This is a genomic window from Leclercia sp. GHBNCSD, assembly GCF_055805075.1.
In genome coordinates, this window is sequence record NZ_JBQVYO010000001.1 from 1,906,418 (window position 1) to 1,928,922 (window position 22,505).

23 protein-coding genes are annotated in these 22,505 nt (G+C 57.4%); 6 read left to right on the forward strand and 17 right to left on the reverse strand.

The features are described from left to right. Positions 1 to 39 precede the first annotated feature (39 nt). Positions 40 to 567, reverse strand: a complete 528-nt coding sequence (locus ACT3IC_RS09255) for an SRPBCC domain-containing protein (RefSeq protein WP_103177663.1) — start codon at positions 565 to 567, stop codon at positions 40 to 42. A 96-nt stretch (positions 568 to 663) separates the two neighbouring features. After that, complete coding sequence (locus tag ACT3IC_RS09260) at positions 664 to 1,116, reverse strand: DUF1198 domain-containing protein (protein WP_103177662.1); 453 nt, start codon at positions 1,114 to 1,116, stop codon at positions 664 to 666. A 100-nt stretch (positions 1,117 to 1,216) separates the two neighbouring features. Here ACT3IC_RS09260 and ACT3IC_RS09265 point away from each other — a divergent pair, with 100 nt between their 5' ends. After that, positions 1,217 to 2,119, forward strand: a complete 903-nt coding sequence (locus ACT3IC_RS09265) for a LysR family transcriptional regulator (RefSeq protein ID WP_103177661.1) — start codon at positions 1,217 to 1,219, stop codon at positions 2,117 to 2,119. Here ACT3IC_RS09265 and ACT3IC_RS09270 read toward each other — a convergent pair. The 8 genes from ACT3IC_RS09270 to rbsK all read right to left on the reverse strand — a co-directional run bounded on the left by ACT3IC_RS09270 (position 2,107) and on the right by rbsK (position 11,584). Next, complete coding sequence (locus ACT3IC_RS09270; protein WP_473477228.1) at positions 2,107 to 3,111, reverse strand: alpha/beta fold hydrolase; 1,005 nt, start codon at positions 3,109 to 3,111, stop codon at positions 2,107 to 2,109. The genes ACT3IC_RS09265 and ACT3IC_RS09270 overlap by 13 nt on opposite strands. 162 nt (positions 3,112 to 3,273) lie before the next feature. Next, on the reverse strand, positions 3,274 to 4,665 hold the full coding sequence (uhpT, locus tag ACT3IC_RS09275; protein WP_103177659.1) for a hexose-6-phosphate:phosphate antiporter: 1,392 nt from the start codon (positions 4,663 to 4,665) through the stop codon (positions 3,274 to 3,276). A 140-nt stretch (positions 4,666 to 4,805) separates the two neighbouring features. Then, positions 4,806 to 6,125, reverse strand: coding sequence for an MFS transporter family glucose-6-phosphate receptor UhpC (uhpC, locus tag ACT3IC_RS09280; RefSeq protein WP_473477231.1), 1,320 nt, complete (start codon positions 6,123 to 6,125; stop codon positions 4,806 to 4,808). Further along, entirely contained in the window at positions 6,118 to 7,623 is a 1,506-nt protein-coding gene (gene uhpB / locus ACT3IC_RS09285; RefSeq protein WP_103177657.1) for a signal transduction histidine-protein kinase/phosphatase UhpB, read from the reverse strand. Before uhpB ends, uhpC begins: the two co-directional genes overlap by 8 nt. Further along, positions 7,623 to 8,213, reverse strand: a complete 591-nt coding sequence (gene uhpA, locus ACT3IC_RS09290) for a transcriptional regulator UhpA (RefSeq protein WP_263950109.1) — start codon at positions 8,211 to 8,213, stop codon at positions 7,623 to 7,625. The genes uhpB and uhpA overlap by 1 nt, the downstream gene beginning before the upstream one ends. A gap of 82 nt (positions 8,214 to 8,295) precedes the next feature. Continuing rightward, positions 8,296 to 9,306, reverse strand: coding sequence for an aldose 1-epimerase family protein (locus tag ACT3IC_RS09295; RefSeq protein ID WP_473477234.1), 1,011 nt, complete (start codon positions 9,304 to 9,306; stop codon positions 8,296 to 8,298). Between the two features lie 11 nt (positions 9,307 to 9,317). Further along, the gene (gene fucP, locus ACT3IC_RS09300) at positions 9,318 to 10,634 is read right to left on the reverse strand and encodes an L-fucose:H+ symporter permease (RefSeq protein ID WP_473477237.1); all 1,317 of its coding nucleotides are present in this window, start codon (positions 10,632 to 10,634) and stop codon (positions 9,318 to 9,320) included. A gap of 29 nt (positions 10,635 to 10,663) precedes the next feature. After that, positions 10,664 to 11,584 (reverse strand): ribokinase, encoded by a 921-nt coding sequence (rbsK, locus tag ACT3IC_RS09305; RefSeq protein WP_103177653.1) that lies wholly within the window; start codon positions 11,582 to 11,584, stop codon positions 10,664 to 10,666. 323 nt (positions 11,585 to 11,907) lie between these two features. On the opposite strand from rbsK, the gene ACT3IC_RS09310 reads away from it, so the two are divergent. Then, complete coding sequence (locus ACT3IC_RS09310; protein ID WP_263950111.1) at positions 11,908 to 12,699, forward strand: DeoR family transcriptional regulator; 792 nt, start codon at positions 11,908 to 11,910, stop codon at positions 12,697 to 12,699. Position 12,700: 1 nt separating this feature from the next. Here the strand turns inward: ACT3IC_RS09310 and ilvN are convergent, their stop codons facing one another. From ilvN to ivbL, 3 genes are all read right to left on the reverse strand, one after another. Next, positions 12,701 to 12,988: an acetolactate synthase small subunit gene (gene ilvN, locus ACT3IC_RS09315; RefSeq protein ID WP_039032259.1), complete on the reverse strand. Its 288-nt coding sequence runs from the start codon at positions 12,986 to 12,988 to the stop codon at positions 12,701 to 12,703. Between the two features lie 3 nt (positions 12,989 to 12,991). After that, entirely contained in the window at positions 12,992 to 14,680 is a 1,689-nt protein-coding gene (gene ilvB, locus ACT3IC_RS09320; protein WP_156653651.1) for an acetolactate synthase large subunit, read from the reverse strand. Positions 14,681 to 14,787: 107 nt separating this feature from the next. Then, positions 14,788 to 14,886, reverse strand: coding sequence for an ilvB operon leader peptide IvbL (ivbL, locus tag ACT3IC_RS09325; RefSeq protein WP_103177650.1), 99 nt, complete (start codon positions 14,884 to 14,886; stop codon positions 14,788 to 14,790). A gap of 524 nt (positions 14,887 to 15,410) precedes the next feature. On the opposite strand from ivbL, the gene tisB reads away from it, so the two are divergent. The 4 genes from tisB (at position 15,411) to dsdA (ending at position 18,752) form a co-directional block, all read left to right on the forward strand. Then, positions 15,411 to 15,500, forward strand: coding sequence for a type I toxin-antitoxin system toxin TisB (gene tisB / locus ACT3IC_RS09330; protein WP_039032257.1), 90 nt, complete (start codon positions 15,411 to 15,413; stop codon positions 15,498 to 15,500). Between the two features lie 73 nt (positions 15,501 to 15,573). After that, positions 15,574 to 16,020: a GNAT family N-acetyltransferase gene (locus tag ACT3IC_RS09335; RefSeq protein ID WP_473477241.1), complete on the forward strand. Its 447-nt coding sequence runs from the start codon at positions 15,574 to 15,576 to the stop codon at positions 16,018 to 16,020. Positions 16,021 to 16,206: 186 nt separating this feature from the next. Further along, positions 16,207 to 17,391 carry a multidrug efflux MFS transporter EmrD gene (gene emrD / locus ACT3IC_RS09340; protein ID WP_473477244.1) on the forward strand — a complete coding sequence of 395 codons (1,185 nt, stop codon included), beginning with the start codon at positions 16,207 to 16,209 and terminating at the stop codon, positions 17,389 to 17,391. A 62-nt stretch (positions 17,392 to 17,453) separates the two neighbouring features. Further along, a complete protein-coding gene (dsdA, locus tag ACT3IC_RS09345; RefSeq protein ID WP_473477247.1) occupies positions 17,454 to 18,752 on the forward strand; it encodes a D-serine ammonia-lyase in 1,299 nt (432 codons plus the stop codon). A 1-nt stretch (position 18,753) separates the two neighbouring features. Here dsdA and ACT3IC_RS09350 read toward each other — a convergent pair whose 3' ends face one another. The 4 genes from ACT3IC_RS09350 to ACT3IC_RS09365 form a co-directional block, all read right to left on the reverse strand. Continuing rightward, entirely contained in the window at positions 18,754 to 19,857 is a 1,104-nt protein-coding gene (locus ACT3IC_RS09350; RefSeq protein WP_473477250.1) for an anaerobic sulfatase maturase, read from the reverse strand. Further along, positions 19,854 to 20,216, reverse strand: a complete 363-nt coding sequence (locus tag ACT3IC_RS09355; protein ID WP_103177646.1) for a DUF202 domain-containing protein — start codon at positions 20,214 to 20,216, stop codon at positions 19,854 to 19,856. The genes ACT3IC_RS09350 and ACT3IC_RS09355 overlap by 4 nt, the downstream gene beginning before the upstream one ends. Continuing rightward, a complete protein-coding gene (locus ACT3IC_RS09360; RefSeq protein WP_103177645.1) occupies positions 20,206 to 20,553 on the reverse strand; it encodes a YidH family protein in 348 nt (115 codons plus the stop codon). Before ACT3IC_RS09360 ends, ACT3IC_RS09355 begins: the two co-directional genes overlap by 11 nt. 181 nt (positions 20,554 to 20,734) lie before the next feature. Beyond that, positions 20,735 to 22,150: an aryl-sulfate sulfotransferase gene (locus tag ACT3IC_RS09365; protein ID WP_325941850.1), complete on the reverse strand. Its 1,416-nt coding sequence runs from the start codon at positions 22,148 to 22,150 to the stop codon at positions 20,735 to 20,737. Between the last annotated feature and the right edge of the window lie 355 nt (positions 22,151 to 22,505).

Genomic DNA, 22,505 nt, shown 5'->3' on the forward strand with positions numbered 1-22,505 from the left:
GGAAAAGTCGCGCAGTTTATCATCAAAAGTGTGACATATTTAACGTTTCGACAACTTTTCTTGCATTGCCGCCTTCGCCAGCCCGACGATCCACTCCTGATGCCCGTTAATCATTGGATTCGGCACGGTGCGCGCCAGCTCTTGTGCAGGAACGCCTTTCTGCGACTCCTGGGTCAGGATGCGCACGCGATTTCCCGGTAAATCTTCAAACAGCCAGGCGTGGATCACATCCAGACGTGAGCTGGCATCGCCCTCTACCCAGCCGTGCCAGGCGATGCGCGCGGCCTGGCCTGCGACCGGCGGCACATATTCCGTAACCTGCGCTTCTACCGGAAAGCCGAAGGTTGTGAAACGGAAGCGCGCGCCGTCGCTGAGCAGCGGGCCGCTGCCGTCGTGAAAGCGAATATCCTCGGCATTGCTGTAATACTCCGGCCACAGACGGGTGTCGTTCAGCTGGTCCCAGACGGCCTGCGCGGTCAGCCCAGCGACGATGATTTCGTTGGATGCAAAATTATCGGTAGTGCCCGGCAGGTACTCCTGCGGCCAGATAATGGCGGATTGATTCATGGTTCACCTCATCGTTTGTTAATGGGGTGATGGTGCGCCGGTTAGTGGTATAAATCTAATGACGATGATTTATAATCCTCATCACGAGGCGTGATATCAGTGCAGGAAGAAGACCCCCTCTTCCGGCAGGAAGAGTTGGTTATAACGCAGCTGGAAGGCATTCAGTTCGTACGGATCCGGCTCCATATCGCGCATAAAGCCAAGCGCCAGGCGAACCTGCGCATCGGTGATCGGCGCGGCAAGACGCGCCTTGCGCAGCAGGCGATACCAGTTCTGCAGGTTGTTTTCACTGCTGTCGACGATGCACACCTGCCAGATCAGCAGCACCTGCGCGGCATTGAGCAGATGCGCCTCGTCAGGACGTTCAAGGTAGCGGATAAACTCATTGCCGGCGCTTTTGCCAAACTGATCGATCATCGACTCCAGCGGCACAGGGGCGATCCCCAGCCGTTCGCTGAGACGACGAATGGCGCGCCGGGAGCCCGACGTCATGACGCGAAAGCCCACCACAAATACCACGGCAAGCGTAGCCAGCATTATCCAGACCATGAATTCTCCTTACGGTTAGTCGAGCATAATATCGGGAAACGCAGCGCGTCGACAGCGGACAACGTCGTATTAATGTACTGAAAACAGGTAGTAGAGGACTATGAAAACGGATATCCGCACGCTGGATTTGAATCTTTTGAAAACTCTGGATGCTCTGATGGATGAGCGCAGCGTCACCCGCGCGGCATCACGCTTATCCCTGACCCAGCCCGCGGTCAGCGGCATGCTCAACCGCCTGCGCGATTACTTTGACGATCCGCTGTTTATCCGCGCCCCGCACGGCATAGTGCCAACCACGCGCGCCGAAGAGCTGGCCGCCCCGGTAAAACGTATTCTGGCGGATATCGACGTGCTGCTGCAGCCCACCGGCTTCGATCCCCTGAGCGCCAGCATGACCTTTACCGTTGCCGCCACCGACTACGCATTGCGGGCAGTAATGGTGCCCTTTATCGCAGCCCTTAAGATACGAGCGCCCGCCATCCGCGTGCGGGTGGTACCGGTGGAATCCGACCGTCTGGTCAGCCAGCTTGAGCGGGGCAGCGTTGACGTGGCGCTGATCACTCCACACACCACGCCGGCCGAATTGCATAGTCGCGCACTTTATGATGAACGGTACGTTTGCATGATGCGTGCCGACCATCCGGACGCGGGCAAACCGCTTTCGCTGGCACGTTTTTGCGCCCTAGAGCATGTGCTGGTCTCTTACGAGGGAGACGGTTTTCGCGGGGTGACCGATAGCGTGCTGGAGAAAATTGGTCGAATGCGGCGTGTGGGACTTTCGGTGAGCCATTTTTTAGTACTACCGGACGTGCTGGCTCTCAGCGATATGATTGCCACCGTACCATCACGCATCGCCGAAAATCAGACGGAGATGTTCGTCTGCGAGACACCCGTTTCCGTGCCAGGCTTTACCAAAAGCATGGCCTGGCACGGCAGAACGCACCGCAATCCCGCGCAGGCCTGGTTGCGCGAGCTAATGCTTAAGACCAGTCAGCGCGCCTGAAGCCCTTTCAGCAGCGCCTCATGGAAACGCTGCGGATCCTGCATCTGCGGGGCATGGCCCATATCGTCAAACTCCACCAGCGTGGCGTGTGGGATACGCTTCGCCGTCTCCTTACCCAGCACCGCGTAGTTGCCAAGCGTTTTGCGGATCTCCGGCGGGGCAAGATCTTTGCCGATGGCGGTATTGTCCTTCGTGCCGATCATCAATAATACCGGCATCTTCAGTTCGCTGAATTCATACATCACCGGCTGGGTGTAGATCATGTCGTAGAGCAGCGCCGAGTTCCAGGCCACCCGTTCTTTTCCCGGCCCGTTGTTCAGCCCGGCGAGCATGGTGACCCAACGCTCGTACTCCGGCTTCCACTCCCCTGCATAGTAGGTGTTTTTCTCGTACTGGCGGATGCCGTCGGCGCTGGTTTTTAGCTCGCGCTGATACCACTGGTCGACCGTAATGTGCGGCACCCCGCGCGCCTTCCAGTCCTCAAGCCCAATCGGGTTGACCATCACCAGCTGTTCCACCTCCTGGGGCCACATCAGCGCGTAGCGGGTCGCCAGCATGCCGCCGGTGGAGTGACCAATAACGGTAACGCGATCGATCCCCAGCTCTTTCAGCAGGGCATGGGTGTTATCCGCCAGCTGCTGGAAGGTGTATTGATAGCGCTCCGGCTTGGTGGATTTGCAGAAACCGACCTGATCGGGTGCCACCACGCGATAGCCGCTGGCGGTGAGGGCGCGGATGGTGCCGTCCCAGGTGCCGGCGCAGAAGTTTTTACCGTGCATCAGCACCACGGTCCGGCCGTTGGCGTTTTCCGGCTTCACGTCCAGATAGGCCATATCCAGCGACTGATTTTGCGAGGTGAAGGTGAAGTGTTTTACCGGCCAGGCGTAGTCAAAACCTTCCAGCTTTTCGCCGTAGGTGGGGGTATCCGCAGCCATTGCGGGGGTTGCCAGCGCCATCAACAGCGCAAGGCAGGACAATCGTCGGGTCAACATGCAAGCTCTCCGTTAGCAAAGGGGCTAAGGCTGCGCGAAAGGCGGCAGCAAACTAAAACTGTAGAGCATAGGACGGAGCGGATGTGTAAAGCGGGGTAAGGTAATCGGGGTGAGAATGTAAAAAAGCCCGGCATCACGCCGGGCAAAAAGTTACCTGCATACTCAGGCTGCTTTCAAACGTTGTACGCGTTTTTCGCGGCGGATCTTGCGCTCTTCCAGCACCGCAACCATCGCCATCAGGACGATACAGCCGATGGCTGCCGCATCCAGCGCCGCAAAGGTACCTGCCCAGCCGGTGAGGCCGAAGATCGGCGTGCCGTCGGCAATCATCCCCAGACCCAGCTTGGCGAAGCTGTCGCCGATCAGGTAAGCGAAGGTGCCTTTAATCCCATCGGCAGCGCCGATCGCTTTTTTCGGCACAAAACCTACCGCCGCCACGCCGATCAACAGCTGCGGACCAAAGACCAGGAAGCCGAGCGCGAACAGGGAGGCGAGATAGACGTACTGGTTGCTGGCATGCTGATAAATACCCAGCGTGGCGATAATCAGCGCCAGCGCGACGCAGGCCACCAGCGCACGACGGCCATTGGCGAGATCCGAGAGCCAGCCCCACAGCAGGGTGCCGACCAGCGCGCCTACTTCAAACAGGGTGAAGCCCTGGATCGCCACCTCTTTGGAGAGCTTCAGCTCCTGGAAGGCATACACGGTCGACCACTGGTCGATACCGATGCGCACCACGTACAGGAAGATATTGGAGAAGCAGAGCAGCCAGATCACTTTGTTTTTCAGCACGTACTCAACAAAGATCTGCCATTTGGTCATCTCGTTCTCTTCAGTCTCTTTGTCCTCTTCGCTGATCTCTTCGTTAAACAGCTCTTCGGCTTTACCCAGACCGTATGATTCCGGGGAGTCGCTGCCGAAGCGCAGGCCGATAAAGCCGACGATCAGGGCGATAATCGACGGGAAGATAAACATGCCGATCACGTGGCCGTCGAAGAGGTAGTTCGCGCCGAACAGCGCCACCCCTGCCGCACCCGCCCCGCCGAGGTTGTGGGAGATGTTCCACATGCCGAGGTACGAGCCCCGCTTGCGGCGCGGGGTCCATTTGGTGATGGTGGAGTAGCTGCACGACCCGCCGGTACTCTGGAAGAAACCGCTCAGGGCGTAGAAGGCGATCATCAGGAACAGGCTGACGGAGCCCGCGCCCATGCTGGCGCTGAAGCCGAGCATACAGATGGCGGAGAGGATCAGCATAAACGGCAGAAACTGCTTGGTGTTTTTGCCGTCCGCATAGTACGAGACAACGGTTTTCCCCACCCCGTAGGTGATGGAGAAACCGAGGCCAATCATCCCCAACTGGGTCATGCTCAGCCCGTAGGTCGAGATCATGTCGTTCTGCGCGATGTTAAAGTTTTTGCGGATCAGATACATGGTCAGGTAGCCGATAAAGACCACCAGGTAGGACTGCATGAAGGGTTTGAACCACATTTTGCGCCGCACATCGAGCGGCAGATCCAGGGTCGGCTTGCGCACCTGATTGAGGAAGGCCAGCATGGTTTGCTCCTGAGCTGATTTTTACCTGCGAATGGCAGGCATTGTAAAAATCAGCCAGGAGAGATGCCTGAGACAGCGTCCAGGCGGAACCGGGAAAATTTCTTAGTTTCGCGCCACTCGCGGTGAAAAGGTGAGGCGCATCACATCACACTGGCTTCACGCGGGGCCTGGGCGTTAAGGAACGGCAGCAGCAGCAGGGCCGAAATCCCCGCCGCGATGGCGATCACCGCGAAGAACCCGCTCCAGTGCCAGGTGTCGATCACCCTGGCCAGCGGCCAGCCGGAAAGCGATGCCCCGAGATAGGCGAACAGCCCGACAAAACCGGTCGCCGCCCCTGCCGCGTCCTTGTGGGAGCACTCCGCCGCCGCCATGCCGATCAGCATCTGCGGGCCAAACACAAAGAAGCCGATGGTAAAGAAGCACGCCGCCTGCATCACGTAGCTGGCAAACGGCATCAGCCACAGGGAACCGACCGAGAGCAAAATCCCGGCGGCAAAAATCAGGTTCATTGGACCACGGTTGCCGTTGAAGAGCTTATCCGAGCCCCAGCCCGCCACCAGCGCGCCGATAAACCCGCCCAGCTCAAACATCGTCACCGCCGAGTTGGCGGTGACCAGATCCACACCCAGCGTCTCGGACATGTACAGATTGCCCCAGTCATTGATCGCCGCGCGCACCACGTAGACCAGCACGTAGCAGAGCGACAGCAGCCAGATATAGGGGTTTTTCAGCACATATCGGGTGAGGATCGCCTGGCGGGACAGCCCGGCCCCCTCCTGCTGCTGGGCAATCTCCAGCGCGTCGTGCCGCCAGTCGCCCACCGCCGGCAGACCCACGGTTTGCGGCCGATCGCGCAGACGCCAGCAGAGAAACAGCCCGGCGAGGATCGCGAGACAACCGGCAATCATCATCCCCGCGCGCCAGCCGTAGTGCAGCGCTGCGGCACCGACCACCATCGGGATCAGCGCCCCACCGACGTTATGGGCGGTGTTCCAGATCGCCCACCAGCCGCCGCGCTCGTTGCGCGAATACCAGGCGGTGAGCAGGCGGGCACAGACCGGCGCGCCCCAGCCCTGGAAAAAGGCGTTCAGCGCCCACAGCAGGGCGAAGGCCCACAGCGAGGTGGAGAAGCCGAACAGGATGTTCACCACCCCGGTGGCGATCAGGCCAAAACCCATAAAGTAGCGGGCGTTGGAGCGGTCGCTGACGATGCCGGAGAAGAACTTCGACAGGCCATAGGTGATGTAAAACAGCGTCGCCAGCAGGCCGATATCGGTGCGGGTCATCACCCCGCTGGCGAGGATCTCCGGCGCGGCGGCGTTAAAGCTTTTGCGGGTGAAGTAGAACAGCGCGTAGCCGAGCCAGAGGGTGATCAGAATATGGCGTCGCCAGTAACGATAGCGGGCGTCGATTTCCGCCTTATCGCTTAACGGGACTGCATCGACAGGGGGTTTAAACATGGTGACTCCGAAGCGGTAAACTGACGCTGACGCGCGTCCCGTGTGTGCAGGAGATAGTCAGCGTGCCGCCCAGCGCCTTCACGCGTTCGCGCATCCCCGCCAGGCCAAAGCCTTGTTGCCCTGAGCCCGGCGGCAGGCCGCAGCCATCGTCTTCAATCACCAGCCTGAGGCTTTCATCCTGCTGCCAGCCCTGCAGCGTCACCGCGCTGGCGTTGGCGTGTTTGACGATATTGTTCAGCCCTTCCTGACAGACGCGAAACAGCGTGACGCGCTGGCCTTCACTCAGCAATGATTCATCAATGCACCAGTCGAGATGGCTGACGATGCCGCGGCTCTCCAGCTCCATCTCACGCATCAGGGAGCGCACCGCCTGTTCCAGGGTCAGATCGTCCAGCTGGCGCGGACGCAGCCTGCCCAGCAGGCGACGCACCGAGTCATACACGCCCAGCGAGAGCTGTTCGATATGCGCCCCGCCCTGCTTCACCCCGGCGTTGTCCGCCGCCAGACGCTGGACGATACCCGCCTGGGTACGAATGGCGGTAATGGTCTGGCCGATGTCGTCGTGCAGTTCACGCGCCACCTCCTGGCGCACGCTCTCTTCGGTCTCCAGCAGGCGTTCTGCCAGGCGGCGATTGCGCGACAGCTCGGTTTGCAGGGACTGGTTCAGCTCACGCAGACGCTGAATGCCCGCGCCGAGCAGCAGCCCGGTCAGGCTCTGGGCCAGCAGAGAGAGCAGCAGATCCACCGGGTGATCGTGCCAGGTCTGGCTGGCAATCAGCGCGATGGCGTTCATCAGCGTGGCGATCAACGCCCCCTGCCAGCCGTAATGCCAGGCGAGTGCGATGATCGGCAGCGCCAGACAAAACGGCGTAAAGCGCGACAGCTCTGCGGGCAGGCCAAGCTGCAACCACAGGCTCACCACAAACAGCAGCAGATACCAGATGAGATGCCGGGCGCGCCAGTTGACGGGCTGAGAAACCAACGCCGGGCCAAGGGGCTGCCAGACGGTACTGGTGAGGTAATGCCAGATGACGAGGCAGGTCGGGGCCAGGGTCAGGCCGCCGGTCAGGGTCAGCAGCAGGGTGTTCAGCATCTCCTTTTCGCCCACCCACGGCAGGGATTGCAGCAGCGCGGCGGCAATCAGCGCCGCCCCCTGGCGCAGCAGGGTGCGCCAGTCGCGCTGGTGACGATAGCGGGAAATAAGCGCAACCGGGAGGAGCGTGAGCAGGCTTCCGGTCATCAATAAGGGCAGATACGCGAGGGCGACTTCCTGCGACAACCAGATCAGCATCAGCCACTCTGCACCCAATAAAACCGGCCAGTAGCCGCGCGGGCATTGCAGCATCAGCCCCAGCCGCAGGCCGAAAGGGAACAGCAACACCGCCAGCTCCGGGCGTTCTACCAGGTGCAGGCTGATGCTCCACAGGCAGAACCAGGCGGCGGAGAAGATAAAGAAGCTGGCGACCACCGCCACCAGCCGGGAGAAAAAGGCGTGCATTACCAGCCGTCAAACATGCGGCGCGCCAGCTCAACGTCATTGCTGACGCCCAGTTTTTCCATCAGGTTGGCGCGGTGAACGTGTACGGTTTTTGGCGACAGGCCAAGCTCAAGGGCGATCTCTTTCACCGCCATTCCCTGAGCCAGCTTTTCCGCCACCTGGCGTTCGCGTCGGGTAAGCGGGTCCTGGCGTCCGGCCGCCAGCTTGAGGGCGATATCTGGCGTCAGGTAGCAACCGCCGGTGGCGACGGTGCGCACGGCGGCAATCAGCTCGTCCGGGCTGCAGCGTTTGGAGAGAAACCCGCGCGCGCCCGCGTTCAGCGCCTGCTCTACCAGCGCCGGACTGTCGTGAACCGAGAGCATGATGGTCGTTATTCCTTTCGGCAGCTGGCTCAGCAGCTCCAGCCCGGAGAGGTCCGGCATTGAGATATCGCAGATACAGACCTGCACCCCGCATCCCGGCAGGCCGGCCAGCGCCTCGCGGCCGGAGCCGAACTCGGCCACCACCTGAAAATCGGGCTCCAGGCTCAGCAGCTGGGCAAATCCGGAGCGGACGATAAGGTGATCGTCGATAAGGGCGATGGTGGTCATGGTGCATTCCTGGCGGGATTAAAAAACGCGCTTACCTTAGCGATAAGCGCGTTACTGTTCAAGCGATGAACGATTCGTGCCGTCAGAGGATGCCTGTGGTCACCGTAAAGCGGCGGGTTTCGGCCGGAGCCAGCGAAATCAGGCTGCCGCTGTGCTGTGCCGCCAGGAACCCTTCCGGGCGGCAGGTGGCCGGAAGCACGAACGCCGCCACCTGCTGATCGCCGTTGTAGAGTATCCAGCGGGTGGCGTAGTTCAGTTCGGCGCTGGCAAAACGCGTAACAAAGGTGACGCCATCCGGGGCGATCATGCGGAATTCCGGGCTATCCGTATAACGATCGAGCTGGTCGGTGAAGAAGACAATCTCCGGATCGTAAAATTGCGGTTCAGAGAGGGTCTTCAGGGTCGCTTCGCCCTGCTGTACACGCTGGTTGAACGCCAGCCACTGTTCGGTAGGTTTAACGTGCGCCGGGATCGACTCGCGCAGCTGAATGGCTTCATCCGGGACGTTCTGGCTGAAGGTGGCCCCCTCAACATACGCATAGTTCATATGGCACATGTACTGGAGCGGCATGGGCACCGTCGCCAGGTTGGTTACCGCCATGGTGATCTCAAACAGGGCGCTGGCTTTACGTAACGTCACCGCCGGCTGCGCCTGATAATGATGACCGAAGCCCATCACATATTCATAGCGTCCGGTCACCGTCAGACTGTCGCCCTTCAGCTCCAGCCAGGCTTCATCCATTGGCGCGCAGGGCATTTCGCCGTGCAGCGGATGGGTATCCTCCGGGGACGGGCAGCCGTTTGTCAGCAGGCCCGAGTGGAAGGCAAAACAGCCATAGGTTTCCACCACCTCTTTTGCCGCTTTGGGCTGGCGGAACATATTGCGCATCGTCAGGTCGCGGCCATCAAACTCCGCATCCCAGATCATCTGCCCCAGCCAGGGGAGGATCACCAGGTGGCCGCGGCTGTTTTGCACCCGCAGCCCCTCCACGCCGCTGGCGTAGCGAAACGCCGTCACCGTGAAGTCATCGTTTTGCAGCAGGGTGCGCGGCTGTTCGGTAAAGAGCGCGCGCCACAGGGGAAGTTGCGTCATGGTGTTTCTCCTCAGGAAGCGGTGGCTTCGGTCAGTTCACGGCGCACTTTGCTCTCACGCCAGAAATAGACGCCCACGTAGACAAAGCACAGCATCGAGACCAGGAAAGAGGCCTGCAGCGAGTGGAACAGATCGGCGACATAGCCCTGCACCGCAGGCACGACTGCCGCACCCACAATCGCCATCACGATCACCGCGCCCGCCATTTCGGTATGTTCGTTGTCCACGGTATCCAGGGTTCCGGCGTAGATAGTGGCCCAGCATGGCCCGAAGAGAATACTGACCAACACCGCAACGTAAACCGCGCTAAAGCCTGGCGCCAGCGCCACATAGGCCAGGAACAGCGCGCCGACCACCGAGTACATAATGAGCACCTTCGCCGGGTTAAAGCGGGTCATCAGAACGTTGGCGATGAACTTGCCGATGAAGAAGCAGGCAAAGCTGTAGACCATAAAGTTGGAGGCGTCGCGTTCGTTGATATCGCCCAGTTCCAGCGCCAGACGGATGGTGAATGACCACACCGCCACCTGCATGCCCACATAGAGGAACTGCGCCACAATACCGCGACGGAAGCGGGCATTGGTGGCGAGGTAGCGCAGGGTATCCATCGCCGACGGGCGCTTACGCTCCGTGGTTTGCGCCACTTTGCAGGTGGGGAAGCGGGTTAACAGAAACAGAACCATCACCACCACCAGAACCATAATCATATACTTGTAAGGCTCCAGCGTGTTCTCCAGCATCAGGATCTTAAAGTTGTGGATCTGCTCGGCGTTCATGCCTGCCATCTGTTTTTCCAGGCTGTCGCCTTCGGAGAAGACCAGATATTTACCCAGCAGGATGCCTGCGGCAGCGCCAATCGGGTAGAAGGTCTGGCTAACGTTCAGGCGCAGCGTGGCATAGGCTTTCGAGCCGATCATTGAGCTGTAGGTATTAGCCGCCGTTTCGAGGAAGCTCAGACCAATCGCGATGGCAAAGATGGCCGCCAGGAACATGGTGTAGGTTGCCATGTGCGAGGCCGGGAAAAAGAGCGTACAGCCTACGATATAGAGCGTTAATCCGATTAAGATCGCCACTCTATAGCTGGTCTTTTTAATTACCAGCGAGGCCGGAATAGCTATCAGGAAATAACCGCCATAAAATGCGCTTTGCACCAGCGCCGAGGCAAAATTGCTGAGTGCAAAGACGCTTTTAAACTGCGTAATTAAAATATCATTTAAAGCAGCAGCGCATCCCCATAATGGGAATAAGCAGGATAACAAAATAAACTGGAACAGAGGGGTTTTATTCAGATAGCCGTCAGGCATCTGAATGATGTTTTTATCGTTCATAGTGCTACCTTTTATTTCGCAGGGTTTTATTATTCGTTCAATGCCAGAAACTCATTGAATTGTTCGATGCTGGGGTAAGAAGACTGGGTGCCTTTCCCGGTGACGCTGAAGGCGGCAAAGAGGGAGGCTTTTTTCATGGCGGCTTCAACGTCGCCGCTCTGGACATAGTAGTGGGCGAAGCAGCCGATAAAGGCATCACCGGCCCCGCTGGTATCGACGGCATTTACTTTAAAGGCCGGGACTTTAACTTCCCGGTCGCGCGTCATCCATAGCGCCCCTTTTTCACCCATGGTGACAATAATATTATTCAGCCCTTTATCTACCAGCGAACGCGCCGCGAGGCAGATATTTTCGTAGGTATTTACCGGCATGCCGGTCAGAATTTCCAGTTCGGTTTCATTCGGCACAAAGAAATCACATTTGCAGGCATAGGACATATCTAATTCACGTAATGCCGGGGCCGGATTTAATAACACCTGAATACCGTGTTTTTTACCAAACTCGATGGCGTGATAAACCGTCTCCAGCTGCACTTCAAGCTGTAAAACAATCAGCTGACACTTTTTCAGATCCTCTGCCGCGCGGTCGATATCTTCCGGCGAGAGGAATTTATTGGCGCCTTTCACAATCAGAATGCTGTTGCTGGAGTTGGCGTTCACAAAGATGGGCGCCACGCCGCTGCTGGTGCATGGCACTTTTTCCACATAGGTGGTGTTGATGCCCCAGGACTCCAGATTGCGGATGGTGTTATCGGCAAAAATATCGTCACCGACTTTGGTCAGCATCATCACCTTCGAATTGAGCTTGGCCGCCGCCACCGCCTGATTCGCGCCTTTGCCGCCACAGCCAATTTTAAACGCCGGGGCTTCAAGGGTTTCGCCCTCTTTCGGCATCTGATTGATATAGGTGATGAGATCCACCATGTTGGAGCCGATAACCGCGATATCCATGTTTACTACCTCTCTGAAACAATCACTCAACAATGATATTATCGTAACATTATCATGTTATTTTCGTATCATTTGTGACTGCGATCGCGATTAGCGGATCCATTGACGTCGGTTAATGTTTAATCTTCGCGCGGAGTTAAAAGTGAAAAGCAATGTCGGGAATTTAAAATTAAATCATTAATTACAACAGATTGGATGATAATGACAGTTTCAGAAGCGGCTTTTCTTTCCGGCCGGGCGGCAGTATAGTATGACGCAACAAAAATGTTCCTGACGCATCATGCATGTGTTTAAAGGAACATCCTACTGTGCGGAGAGGGTGAATGGAGACGAAGCAAAAAGAACGAATCCGGCGTCTGGTGGAGCTGTTAAAAAAAACCGACCGCATCCATCTGAAAGATGCCGCCCGGATGCTTGAAGTCTCCGTTATGACTATCCGTCGCGATCTCAGCCCGGATAACCATGAGACCGTGCTGCCCCTGACCCTGCTGGGCGGCTATATCGTGATGGTTAATAAACCGGCCACCGCGCCTGCCGCACCGGTGGTACGCAGCCAGACTCACCACCCCGACGATCTGCCTATCGCCATTCTGGCGGCGGGCATGGTGGCGGAAAACGACCTGGTCTTTTTTGATAATGGCCCGGAGATGCCGCTGGTGATTAGCATGATCCCCGACGACATTACCTTTACCGGCATCTGCTATTCCCATCGCGTATTTATGGCGCTTAATGAGAAGCCCAACGCCACCGCCATTTTGTGTGGCGGCACCTACCGGGCAAAAAGCGATGCGTTTTATGACACCAGCAACCCGTCGATACTGGACTCCCTGAACCCGCGCAAGGTGTTTATCTCCGCCAGCGGCGTGCATGATCACTATGGGGTTACCTGGTTTAACCTTGACGATCTCGCCACCAAGCGCAAAGCCATGCAACATGGCATCCGCAAGATCCTGCTGGCCCGTTACGCCCTGTTTGATGAAGTGGCCCCCGCCAGCATCGGGCCGCTGTCGGCATTTGATGTGCTGATCAGCGACCGCCCGCTTCCGGCAGACTACCCGGCCCACTGCCGGAACGGCTTTGTGAAAATCATCACCCCGGACGCCGCCGGGGAGTAAGTTACTCGAAGAACACCGCAATTTTGTTAAACATGGTCGGATCGGACTGGTTACGCACCACTTTCACCACATCTTCCAGCTTGTCGATCTGGGCCATCATCTGCTCCAGACGCTGGTCATCATTCACCAGTAGCCAGATACGGCTGTGCTCGCTGCCCTGGATTGGTAAACAGAGGATGCCTTCCACGTTGAACGCCCGGCGGGCAAACAGCCCGCAGACGTGGGTCATGACGCCTGGGTGGTTGCGGACGGTGAGTTCCAGAATGACATTATCATTTTGCTTCTGCATGGCTTATTCCCCCACCATTTCTGTATTGGCCGCACCCGGCGGTACCATCGGATAAACTTTTTGTTGTGGATCGATACGCACGTGGATCAGTGCCGGGCCTGGGCGCGAGATCGCCGCCTGAAGTGCGGCCTGCGCATCCTCTTCGGCATTCAGATCGCAGGTGTGCAGGCCAAACCCGGCGGCAATCTGCATAAAGTTAATCATCCCCGGATAGGTGGCGGCAAAGACGCCCTGCTTGTAGAACAGGCTCTGCTGCTGATGCACCAGGCCCAGCGCTTCGTTGTTCATCAGAATGATTTTCACATCCAGCTGGTTTTCCGCCGCGGTGGCCATCTCCTGGATGTTCATCATCAGGCTGCCGTCGCCGGAGAAGCAGATCACCTTGCGGTCCGGATTCGCCAGCGCCGCGCCCACTGCCGCAGGCAGGCCAAAGCCCATGGTCCCCAGCCCGCCGGAGGTCAGCCACTGACGTGGACGGTTCAGTGGATAGGCCTGGGCGGTCCACATCTGATGCTGTCCCACATCGGTGGTGATAATGGCGCTGTCGTCCACGCAGGCGGCCACGGCGTTAATCAACCCGTAGTGGCTCAGCGGATCGCCGCCGGTCGGGATAGCGCCCGGGAACTCCTGCTGCAGACCGGTAACCTGCTCACGCCACGCGGTGCGCGGAGTGGCGTCGATGTGCGGCAGCAGCTGCGCCAGCACCTCGTCAACGTCGCCCTGGATCGCCACGTGCGGCTGCTTGATTTTGCCCAGCTCCGCGCGGTCGATATCCACGTGAATGATTTTGGCGTTCGGGCAGAACTGCTCGGTTTTGCCGATCGCCCGGTCATCAAAACGCGCCCCGAGAACAATCAGCAGGTCAGCTTCCTGCAGAATAAAGTTGGTGCTGCGCGCGCCATGCATCCCGAGCATACCCAGCGACAGCGGGTGCGCTTTGGGCAGCATACCCAACGCCATCAGGGTCATGGTGGTTGGCAGGTTGGCCTTTTCTGCCAGGGTACGCACCGCATCAGGCGCGTCGATCACCCCGCCGCCCAGATAGAGCACCGGACGCTGGGCGGCGTTAATCATCGCCGCCGCCTCGCGCACGCTCTCCGCGCTGAATGCCGGCGATGGCGCACGGGTGCCTGGCTCTGGCAGTACCTCGATCTCAATTTCAGCGGTCTGCACATCCTTAGGAATGTCTATCCACACCGGACCCGGACGACCGGACTGGGCGATACGGAACGCATCGCTGATAACCTGCGGTAATTCGCTGATATCGCGCACTAAATAGTTGTGCTTGGTGATGGGGATAGAGATGCCGTAGGTGTCCACTTCCTGAAACGCATCGGTGCCGATCATCGAGGCAGGCACCTGGCCGGTAATGCAGACTAACGGAATGGAGTCGAGACGCGCGTCGGCGATGGCGGTCACCAGGTTGGTGGCCCCCGGCCCGCTACAGGCCATGCAAACCGCCGGTTTGCCCTGGGTACGCGCCATGCCCTGGGCGATAAAGCCTGCGCCCTGTTCGTGTCGCGCCAGCACGTGACGGATCTGCGTGCTCTGGCTTAAGGCGTCATACAGCGGGAGTACCGTTCCGCCAGGGATACCCGCAACCGTGGTAATGCCCTGACGTTCCAGCAGATGAACGATTAACTGCGCGCCTGTGAAACGCGTCTTGTGTGATGTTGTGCCCGAACTTGCCATGCTCCAGTCCTCTTATTGTGATCTGAGCCGACTTTCCGGGGGGCTTTAAACGAAAAACCCCGCCGGTTTGCGCCGGCGGGGTTTGGAATCGTGTGTTGATCCAGTCCCTACGGCGCATTGCCGACGACGACCACCACACGCACGACGACCACTGCGGCTGGTTGCGCAGTTTTTAGTAGGGTCGAGGTCAGCATGGAAGAGGTCATTAGGAACCTGTCTCTGGAATCATTGATAGAATTTATACAAACACAGGTTTTCAGGCGTGACAATGGAAATATTTTCATCTGCGCAAAAATGCGTCAGGGATCACGTTTCGTTTATTAGGTGATGAAAACAAAAAACCCCGCCGGAGCGAGGTTTTTTTTACAGCGTTTGCGGCTGGTGACCGCAGAGCACACTGTGTTACGTCAACGCCCGAAGTATACGCGATCGCACAGGAACGCGCAATTTGGGGCACGGATTTTGACGCATTTGAGTATGGATCGCCCTTCACGTTTTGTCCATAAATTACTGTTCATATATACAGTATTTATCTATACTGGTGGTGTTCACAGGGTGTGAGGGGAGCCGCTCGTAGTACACCGGCGCAACGAAGTCCTGGCTGAAACGGGTGGTGCCGTCAGCGCCTCCACTCCCCAACTGAGCACACTGTGTTACGTCAACAAAGGTGCTGGTCACAGGCGGCGGAAAGGTACGCCAGCATCGTGCTCCTTAACCAGAGGAGACGCGTATGAGCGTAGTGGATATGGTTGTACTTATCCTCAAACTCATTGTTGCAGCACTGCAACTGCTTGATGCTGTCCTGAAATACGTGAAGTAATTCAGGTTCAAGTCGCACCGAAGAGGGGCGGGAAACCGCCCCTCTTTAACAACGATAATAACGAGGGAATGCTATGTCGCGTTTGCTAATTGAACCCGTTACGCCGGACGAACCGGGGTATATCGCGCTTAAGGCCGAGAGCGTCGCGCTTAATTTCAACATGCTGCGCAGGCTGGAAGAGAACTGGCAGCGCGGCGAAAACCGCTTCAATGCCCCCGGCGAAAAGCTGCTGGGTGCGTTTCTCAATGGCAAGCTGGTAGGAATTTGCGGACTAAACCGCGATCCGTTCAGCCAGCAGCCGCGGACCGGTCGCATTCGCCATCTCTATATCAGCGAAAGCTGTCGTGGACAGGGCATTGGCAGGCAGCTGCTCGGTGTGGTGATGGCCGATGCCAGCATCTGGTTCGATTTTCTCAATACCCATGCGCCGCAGGCCGCCTGGACCTTCTATCAGCGCGCTGGTTTTACGCTGGTGATGGATGAACCGCGCATCACGCATCGGCTATTCTGCGCGGTTTAAGCAAATGAATTAACGCTGGCAACATTCGTTGCCGCTGTCGTTTAAAAATCCTGCCTTCTTGCCCCTTCCCGTTATTCAGCCGGGTACTTAACTTGTCATTTTCCTGTGGTAGATTCCTCGCGCATTTATGGGAATGCGTAGTTACTTATTCTTTATTTCTCACTTTTGGCAAAAGTATTCAGCGACATGAAAAAACAGCGGAACGTTAATTTACTCTTGATGTTGATCTTGCTGGTCGCCGTCGGTCAGATGGCGCAAACCATCTATATCCCGGCCATCGCGGGCATGGCGAAGGCACTCCAGGTGCGCGAAGGGGCAATCCAGAGCGTGATGGGCGCCTATCTGTTGACCTATGGGGTATCGCAGCTCGTCTACGGCCCGCTTTCGGACCGCGTGGGTCGCCGCCCGGTGATCCTGGTCGGCATGACGATTTTTATGATCGCGACGGTCATCGCCATGACCACCCACAGCCTGAGCGTGCTGATTGCCGCCAGCGCGTTGCAGGGCGTCGGCACCGGCGTCGGCGGGGTGATGGCACGCACGCTGCCGCGGGATATGTATCAGGGGAGCCAGCTGCGTCACGCCAATAGCCTGCTGAGCATGGGCATCCTGGTGAGCCCGCTGCTGGCGCCGCTGATTGGCGGCCTGCTGGATACCGTCTGGTCCTGGCGGGCCTGCTATGGCTTCCTGCTGGTGCTGTGCGCCATCGTCACCTTCAGCATGGCGCGCTGGATACCGGAAACCCGGCCCGCTGAGGCGCCTCGCACCAGACTGCTCACCAGCTACAAAATCCTTTTCGGCAATGGGGCGTTTAACTGCTACGTGCTGATGCTGATTGGCGGCCTGGCGGGTATCGCCGTATTCGAAGCCAGTTCGGGCGTGCTGTTGGGCGCCGGGCTGGGTCTCAGCAGTATGGTGGTGAGTATTCTGTTTATTCTGCCGATCCCGGCGGCGTTCTTCGGCGCATGGTTTGCCGGACGCGCCAATAAACGCTTTACCACCCTGATGTGGCAGTCGGTGGCAAGCTGCCTGCTGGCGGGGCTGATGATGTGGATCCCGGGGCTGTTCGGGGTGATGAATGTCTGGACCCTGCTGATCCCGGCTGCGCTCTTCTTCTTTGGCGCGGGGATGCTCTTCCCGCTGGCGACCAGCGGCGCGATGGAGCCCTTCCCGTTCCTCGCGGGCACCGCCGGGGCGCTGGTGGGAGGGTTGCAGAATATCGGCTCCGGCGCGCTGGCCTGGCTCTCGGCGATGATGCCGCAAAACGGACAGGCCAGCCTTGGTCTGCTGATGACCTTAATGGGGCTGCTGATTGTGCTGTGCTGGCTGCCGCTGGCCTCCCGCGCCTCACATCACCAGCAGGCGGTGTAGCGTTCACTTGCCCTCGCGTCCGTTTCCTGTTTTCTTAAGGGGATAACGCCTGCGAGGAACCTATGACGCCACAGACCCAGACATTAATCGCGCAATATCCCCTGCTCAATGCGCTGATCGCCCTGAAAGAGACCACCTGGCTTAACCCCAAAGCCACCACGCTGGCCGAAGGGTTGCCGCACGTTGGCCTGACCCAGGCCGACGTGGATGATGCCCACGCGCGCCTGGCGCGGTTTGCGCCGTACCTGGCGAAAGCGTTCCCGGAAACGGCGGCCACAAACGGGATTATCGAATCGGAGCTGGTCGCCATACCGGGGATGCACAAGCGGCTGGAGACAGCGTTCGATATCACCCTTCCCGGCACGTTGCTGTTGAAAAAAGACAGTCATCTGCCGATCTCCGGCTCCATCAAAGCCCGCGGCGGCATCTATGAGGTGCTGACCCACGCGGAAAAACTGGCCCTCGCCGCGGGCCTGTTACCGCCGGAGGAGGATTACAGCATCCTGCTGGAGCCGCGCTTCAAAGATTTCTTCAGCCAGTACAGCATCGCCGTGGGGTCGACCGGCAACCTGGGGATGTCCATCGGCATCATGAGCGCCCGCATCGGCTTTAAGGTGACGGTCCATATGTCCGCCGACGCCCGGGAATGGAAAAAAGCGAAACTGCGCAGCCACGGCGTGACGGTGGTGGAATATGAGCAGGACTACGGCGTGGCGGTGGAGCAAGGCCGCAAAGCGGCCGAAAGCGATCCGAACTGCTTCTTTATCGACGATGAAAACTCCCGCACCCTGTTTTTAGGCTATGCCGTGGCAGGCGCACGACTGAAAGCGCAGTTTGCTGACCAGGGCCGGGTGGTGGACAGGGATCATCCCCTGTTTGTCTATCTGCCATGCGGCGTCGGCGGCGGCCCTGGCGGCGTGGCGTTTGGGCTGAAGCTGGCCTTTGGCGACCATGTGCACTGCTTCTTTGCCGAACCTACTCATTCGCCGTGCATGCTGCTGGGGGTTTATACCGGGCTACATGACCAGATTGCCGTGCAGGATCTGGGGATCGATAACCTCACCGCGGCCGATGGCCTGGCGGTAGGCCGCGCGTCCGGTTTTGTTGGCCGTGCCATGGAGCGCCTGCTCGACGGGTTCTATACCCTCTCCGATCAGAGCATGTATGACATGCTGAGCTGGCTGGCGCAGGAGGAGCAGATTCTTCTTGAGCCCTCCGCGCTGGCGGGAATGGTCGGGCCGGTACGTCTCGCCACTGCCGGGCATTATGCGCTTGACAACGCCACCCACCTGGTGTGGGCCACCGGCGGCGGCATGGTGCCGGACGAGGAGATGGCGAAATATCTGGCGAAAGGGCGGTAACTTACTGGCTCTGGCGTAACAGGGTCATTAACTCGATGGGCGAACGGTGATGGCGGATAAGATCGCGCATCACCCGCATATGCGGGGCACAATGGCGAAAGAACGCCAGATACCCCGCGCACAGCGCGCTTTTGCCCTCCACCCGGTGTTTCGGGCAGTCGCCGTTGCACAGGTAAAGCGCCGGGCAGGCCTGGCACTCACCGGGTAAAGTGGTTTTTTTACGCTGGCCAAAGGCGATGGCCGCCTCACTGTTATTAAGCTCTGCCAGCGGCGTCTGGTGGATGTTACCCAGCCGGTACTCGGGGTAGACATAGTGATCGCATTGATAGAGATCGCCCTGCGCCTCCAGCGCGAAGGCGTGGCCGCAGGTGACGGCGAGGGAACAGATCTGCGACGGATAGCCGCACCAGACCCCTAACGTCGAGTCGAAAAGCTGCACAAAGATGCGACCAATATCCTCCCGCACCCAGATATCAAACACCGACGACAGGAATGCTCCCCACTGCGCATCGCTGACTGATTCCGGGTTGTCGTGCTCCAGCAGGGGAAGAAACTGCAGATACGGCGTGCCCAGCGCGCGCAAATAGCGATACATGCGCTCCGGCTGGCCGCTGTTCTGCCGGTTGATGACCGTCAGAAGATTAAACGACACCTGATGCGCTCGCAGCTTCTCTATCGCCGCCAGCACCTTATGATGAGTAGGGTTGCCGCTGCGGCTGACGCGGTAAGCATCATGCAGCGCCGCAGGCCCATCGAGAGAGATACCCACCAGCCAGCCCTGTTCACGAAAAAATACACACCAGGCGTCATTGAGCAGGATGCCGTTGGTCTGAAAAGCGTTGTGGATACGTTTTCCTGCGCCATGCCGCTGTTGCAGTTCCACGACACGACGAAAGAAATCCAGCCCGCACAGGGTCGGTTCCCCGCCCTGCCAGGCGAACTGTACCTCTGGTCCGGGCTGGGCGGCGATATGCTGTTGAATAAAGGTTTCCAGGGTGGCGTCATCCATGATCGCCTGTTGAGGCTTATCGATATAAAAACAGTAGCGGCAATTCAGGTTGCATCGTGAGCTGGCTGGCTTGGCCATAACCTGACATCCTGTCATGTAATACCCCTGATAAAAGTAATGAGATGGTGGACATGGCTAGCAGCAAACAGTAATGCGAGGGATAACACTGCGAGGGCGATCAAAAATTTAATATGCACCGGTCGGGATGATGAAAAATCATACAGAGAAACATCCATTTGCGCCCTGCTGCGGGTGTAATACCAGAGGATCAGCGCCGCGATTGCCAGTACACCCAGCGCCACCCAGAACAGCTGCCCTGCCTGCTGCCAGTTGTGTTTAACCGCCAGCACCATCAGGGCGCCGTAGCCCAGCAGGGTGCGCAGCCAGGCGAGCGAGGTCCGCTCCGGCTGCAGTCCCGGATCGGCCAGGCGGCGGGCTTTGCGATTATCCGCCATAGAGCACCAGTCCCATGACAATCACCGCCACCACCATCAGGATCAGGCTGATAATCAGCAGGCTGTGGGTATAGGGCAGGTCTTCTTTCAGGCGCATCGCCTTTTCATTGCGCAGCCAGCGCAGGTAGCCGTAGATCGCCAGCCCTCCGGAAAAAAGGCACAGCAGCAGCGCCAGCAGCTGGCGGATCACCGGCGTGGCAAAGTCGGGTGCCAGCTGGTCAAGGCCGACACCGGCTGCCAGAAAGCCCAGGGCGGTACGGATCCAGGCCAGAAAGGTGCGCTCGTTTGCCAGCGAGAAGCGATAATCCGGCGCTTCGCCGAGGCGGGAAATTTTCATAACTACTCCTGTCTGGCTGCTCATCGAATAAAACTCAGGCAATAGTAACGTATACAGAGAAGTCATTCCCACCCGCAGGATCCGGTGGTGACAGCCGTATAACCACAGCCAGGGGAACGGGTTACAGGGGGTGTAAAGGCGGCAAGTAACACCAAGCCTTATCTTGCCGCTAAGGTTAATTTTAGATTAATGAGCGCAGCTCATCGTAAGTAAATATTCTGCCGCGATAGCCTAAGCCGGTATCAATATTGTAAACCGACACACCAATATTATTATCGGTATCAAAAACGAAGAAAGATTGTTCGGCACCAAAATAAACATTGTAATATTCGTTCCCGACATCAAATACCGATGATGTGAGTTCGCTGCGCTGGCCTGGGAAATGAAACTGATCCAGGCGCTGAACCGTCGAGGCGGTTAAATCTATGGCAAGAATGGTAGGTAAGGAATCCAGTGCGGCAGCGGTATAAGTAACCGGGTCCGATTCAATCGTCCGGACCAGTTCCTTGCCCTGTTCATCTGCGCAGGAGTTGTTATTGAACAGGGAGACAACGAACTTGTTTTCACCCCGCCACGCCTGGTACCGGCTGTTGTGTGTGACAAAGACGGCATGCTCGCCGTTGGGATAGCTGAAGTTATCCTCATCCACCACCTGCAGATTCAGGGCGCTATTCAGCACAGGAAAAGCTGGGTTATCAATAATCCACTCCGGATCCCCGGAGGCACTATTAAGTCCCAGCACAGTACAACTGGAGCGGGAATTGATCATCAGTTGCCCGGTCTCTGCGACATATTCCAGACTATTGAAATGCACGTCGTTGGTGTCGGTATTATCCAGCACCGTGGCACCCATAAATTCCCGGGAATAATCACGTTGCCAGAGCAACGCCCCGCTGTTGATGTCGTATTTATAGAGGATGCACTCCAGTTTTTGCTCGTCACTCCAACCATCCAGCAGCGAGCCTAACACCCAGAGATTGCCTTGCCCGTCAGTAGTGATGTCGTGATGAAAACCGTAACCCGCTGGAGCAGAGTAGGTTTGCGTGACCTTACCGGCAAGGTTAAAGCGGTACAGTGTTGGCGCAAAAGCATGCTTGTCGGGATCCCAGGTTTCACTGGCTTCGGCTGACCAGAGCGAGTTTTCAATAATTTTTAGGTTGCCGTACATCCAGGGGAACAGGCCGGTAATACGCAGATCGCCATTGATGTCATAGCCATTCCACGCGCTGGTGACAAACCAACCCTGCCCTAAGGTATTCTCTGCCATCGTGCCGTCAGCAATATTGATTGCCAGCGACAGGGGCACTTCGCCATAGTCCTGTCCCTCTGTTGATATCGATATAAGGAGGGTTTCTACGGCATTGTCAGCGGTATAAAGATTCAACGTGACCGAATTTAAATAATTGGCATACAACCCCACCACGACAATCTCTGGATTAACGCTGTATTGATCGGTGCCGTAATGAAAACTGGTGTTCACCGTTTTACCCTTGACGGTGTAGTCAAAGCGTACCGCCTCGGTACTAGCAATAGAAATTAATGCGCACAGTTTGTTTTTATCGTAGGGATTCAGATTAACAGTATAGGTTGCGTTCATTTTTTCATTCCTTTGTTTAATAATGATTGGAAAATTACTTGGCCGTGCGAAAGCTAACTTATACTTCGGTTTAATATAATTTTGTGGCTGAGCCCGCAAAATAAAATCGTCGCCTTTAATTTACTAAATATATCTTCAAAACACTTCCCACCTCAATAATTAAGGTTAAATTATTGACCGTTTATATATTGAATCATCCAATAAGGGCATCCCGGCTTATTCACAAATCCATTGTATATATAAAAAGCTTATCGAATAGAAATTTAAATAATCGAAAGTAATACATCAGTAATTTTGCAAATAGAATCACAAAAAATCAAAATCAATCTTCTAATGACTAAATATGATTATTAAA

What these genes read in the sequence shown, in the direction of transcription:
- ACT3IC_RS09255 (WP_103177663.1), bottom strand. Translation starts at nt 567, where the DNA reads ATGAATCAATCCGCCATTATCTGGCCGCAGGAGTACCTGCCGGGCACT.
- ACT3IC_RS09260 (WP_103177662.1), bottom strand. Translation starts at nt 1,116, where the DNA reads ATGGTCTGGATAATGCTGGCTACGCTTGCCGTGGTATTTGTGGTGGGC.
- ACT3IC_RS09265 (WP_103177661.1), top strand. Translation starts at nt 1,217, where the DNA reads ATGAAAACGGATATCCGCACGCTGGATTTGAATCTTTTGAAAACTCTG.
- ACT3IC_RS09270 (WP_473477228.1), bottom strand. Translation starts at nt 3,111, where the DNA reads ATGTTGACCCGACGATTGTCCTGCCTTGCGCTGTTGATGGCGCTGGCA.
- uhpT (WP_103177659.1), bottom strand. Translation starts at nt 4,665, where the DNA reads ATGCTGGCCTTCCTCAATCAGGTGCGCAAGCCGACCCTGGATCTGCCG.
- uhpC (WP_473477231.1), bottom strand. Translation starts at nt 6,125, where the DNA reads ATGTTTAAACCCCCTGTCGATGCAGTCCCGTTAAGCGATAAGGCGGAA.
- uhpB (WP_103177657.1), bottom strand. Translation starts at nt 7,623, where the DNA reads ATGCACGCCTTTTTCTCCCGGCTGGTGGCGGTGGTCGCCAGCTTCTTT.
- uhpA (WP_263950109.1), bottom strand. Translation starts at nt 8,213, where the DNA reads ATGACCACCATCGCCCTTATCGACGATCACCTTATCGTCCGCTCCGGA.
- ACT3IC_RS09295 (WP_473477234.1), bottom strand. Translation starts at nt 9,306, where the DNA reads ATGACGCAACTTCCCCTGTGGCGCGCGCTCTTTACCGAACAGCCGCGC.
- fucP (WP_473477237.1), bottom strand. Translation starts at nt 10,634, where the DNA reads ATGAACGATAAAAACATCATTCAGATGCCTGACGGCTATCTGAATAAA.
- rbsK (WP_103177653.1), bottom strand. Translation starts at nt 11,584, where the DNA reads ATGGATATCGCGGTTATCGGCTCCAACATGGTGGATCTCATCACCTAT.
- ACT3IC_RS09310 (WP_263950111.1), top strand. Translation starts at nt 11,908, where the DNA reads ATGGAGACGAAGCAAAAAGAACGAATCCGGCGTCTGGTGGAGCTGTTA.
- ilvN (WP_039032259.1), bottom strand. Translation starts at nt 12,988, where the DNA reads ATGCAGAAGCAAAATGATAATGTCATTCTGGAACTCACCGTCCGCAAC.
- ilvB (WP_156653651.1), bottom strand. Translation starts at nt 14,680, where the DNA reads ATGGCAAGTTCGGGCACAACATCACACAAGACGCGTTTCACAGGCGCG.
- ivbL (WP_103177650.1), bottom strand. Translation starts at nt 14,886, where the DNA reads ATGACCTCTTCCATGCTGACCTCGACCCTACTAAAAACTGCGCAACCA.
- tisB (WP_039032257.1), top strand. Translation starts at nt 15,411, where the DNA reads ATGAGCGTAGTGGATATGGTTGTACTTATCCTCAAACTCATTGTTGCA.
- ACT3IC_RS09335 (WP_473477241.1), top strand. Translation starts at nt 15,574, where the DNA reads ATGTCGCGTTTGCTAATTGAACCCGTTACGCCGGACGAACCGGGGTAT.
- emrD (WP_473477244.1), top strand. Translation starts at nt 16,207, where the DNA reads ATGAAAAAACAGCGGAACGTTAATTTACTCTTGATGTTGATCTTGCTG.
- dsdA (WP_473477247.1), top strand. Translation starts at nt 17,454, where the DNA reads ATGACGCCACAGACCCAGACATTAATCGCGCAATATCCCCTGCTCAAT.
- ACT3IC_RS09350 (WP_473477250.1), bottom strand. Translation starts at nt 19,857, where the DNA reads ATGACAGGATGTCAGGTTATGGCCAAGCCAGCCAGCTCACGATGCAAC.
- ACT3IC_RS09355 (WP_103177646.1), bottom strand. Translation starts at nt 20,216, where the DNA reads ATGGCGGATAATCGCAAAGCCCGCCGCCTGGCCGATCCGGGACTGCAG.
- ACT3IC_RS09360 (WP_103177645.1), bottom strand. Translation starts at nt 20,553, where the DNA reads ATGAAAATTTCCCGCCTCGGCGAAGCGCCGGATTATCGCTTCTCGCTG.
- ACT3IC_RS09365 (WP_325941850.1), bottom strand. Translation starts at nt 22,150, where the DNA reads ATGAACGCAACCTATACTGTTAATCTGAATCCCTACGATAAAAACAAA.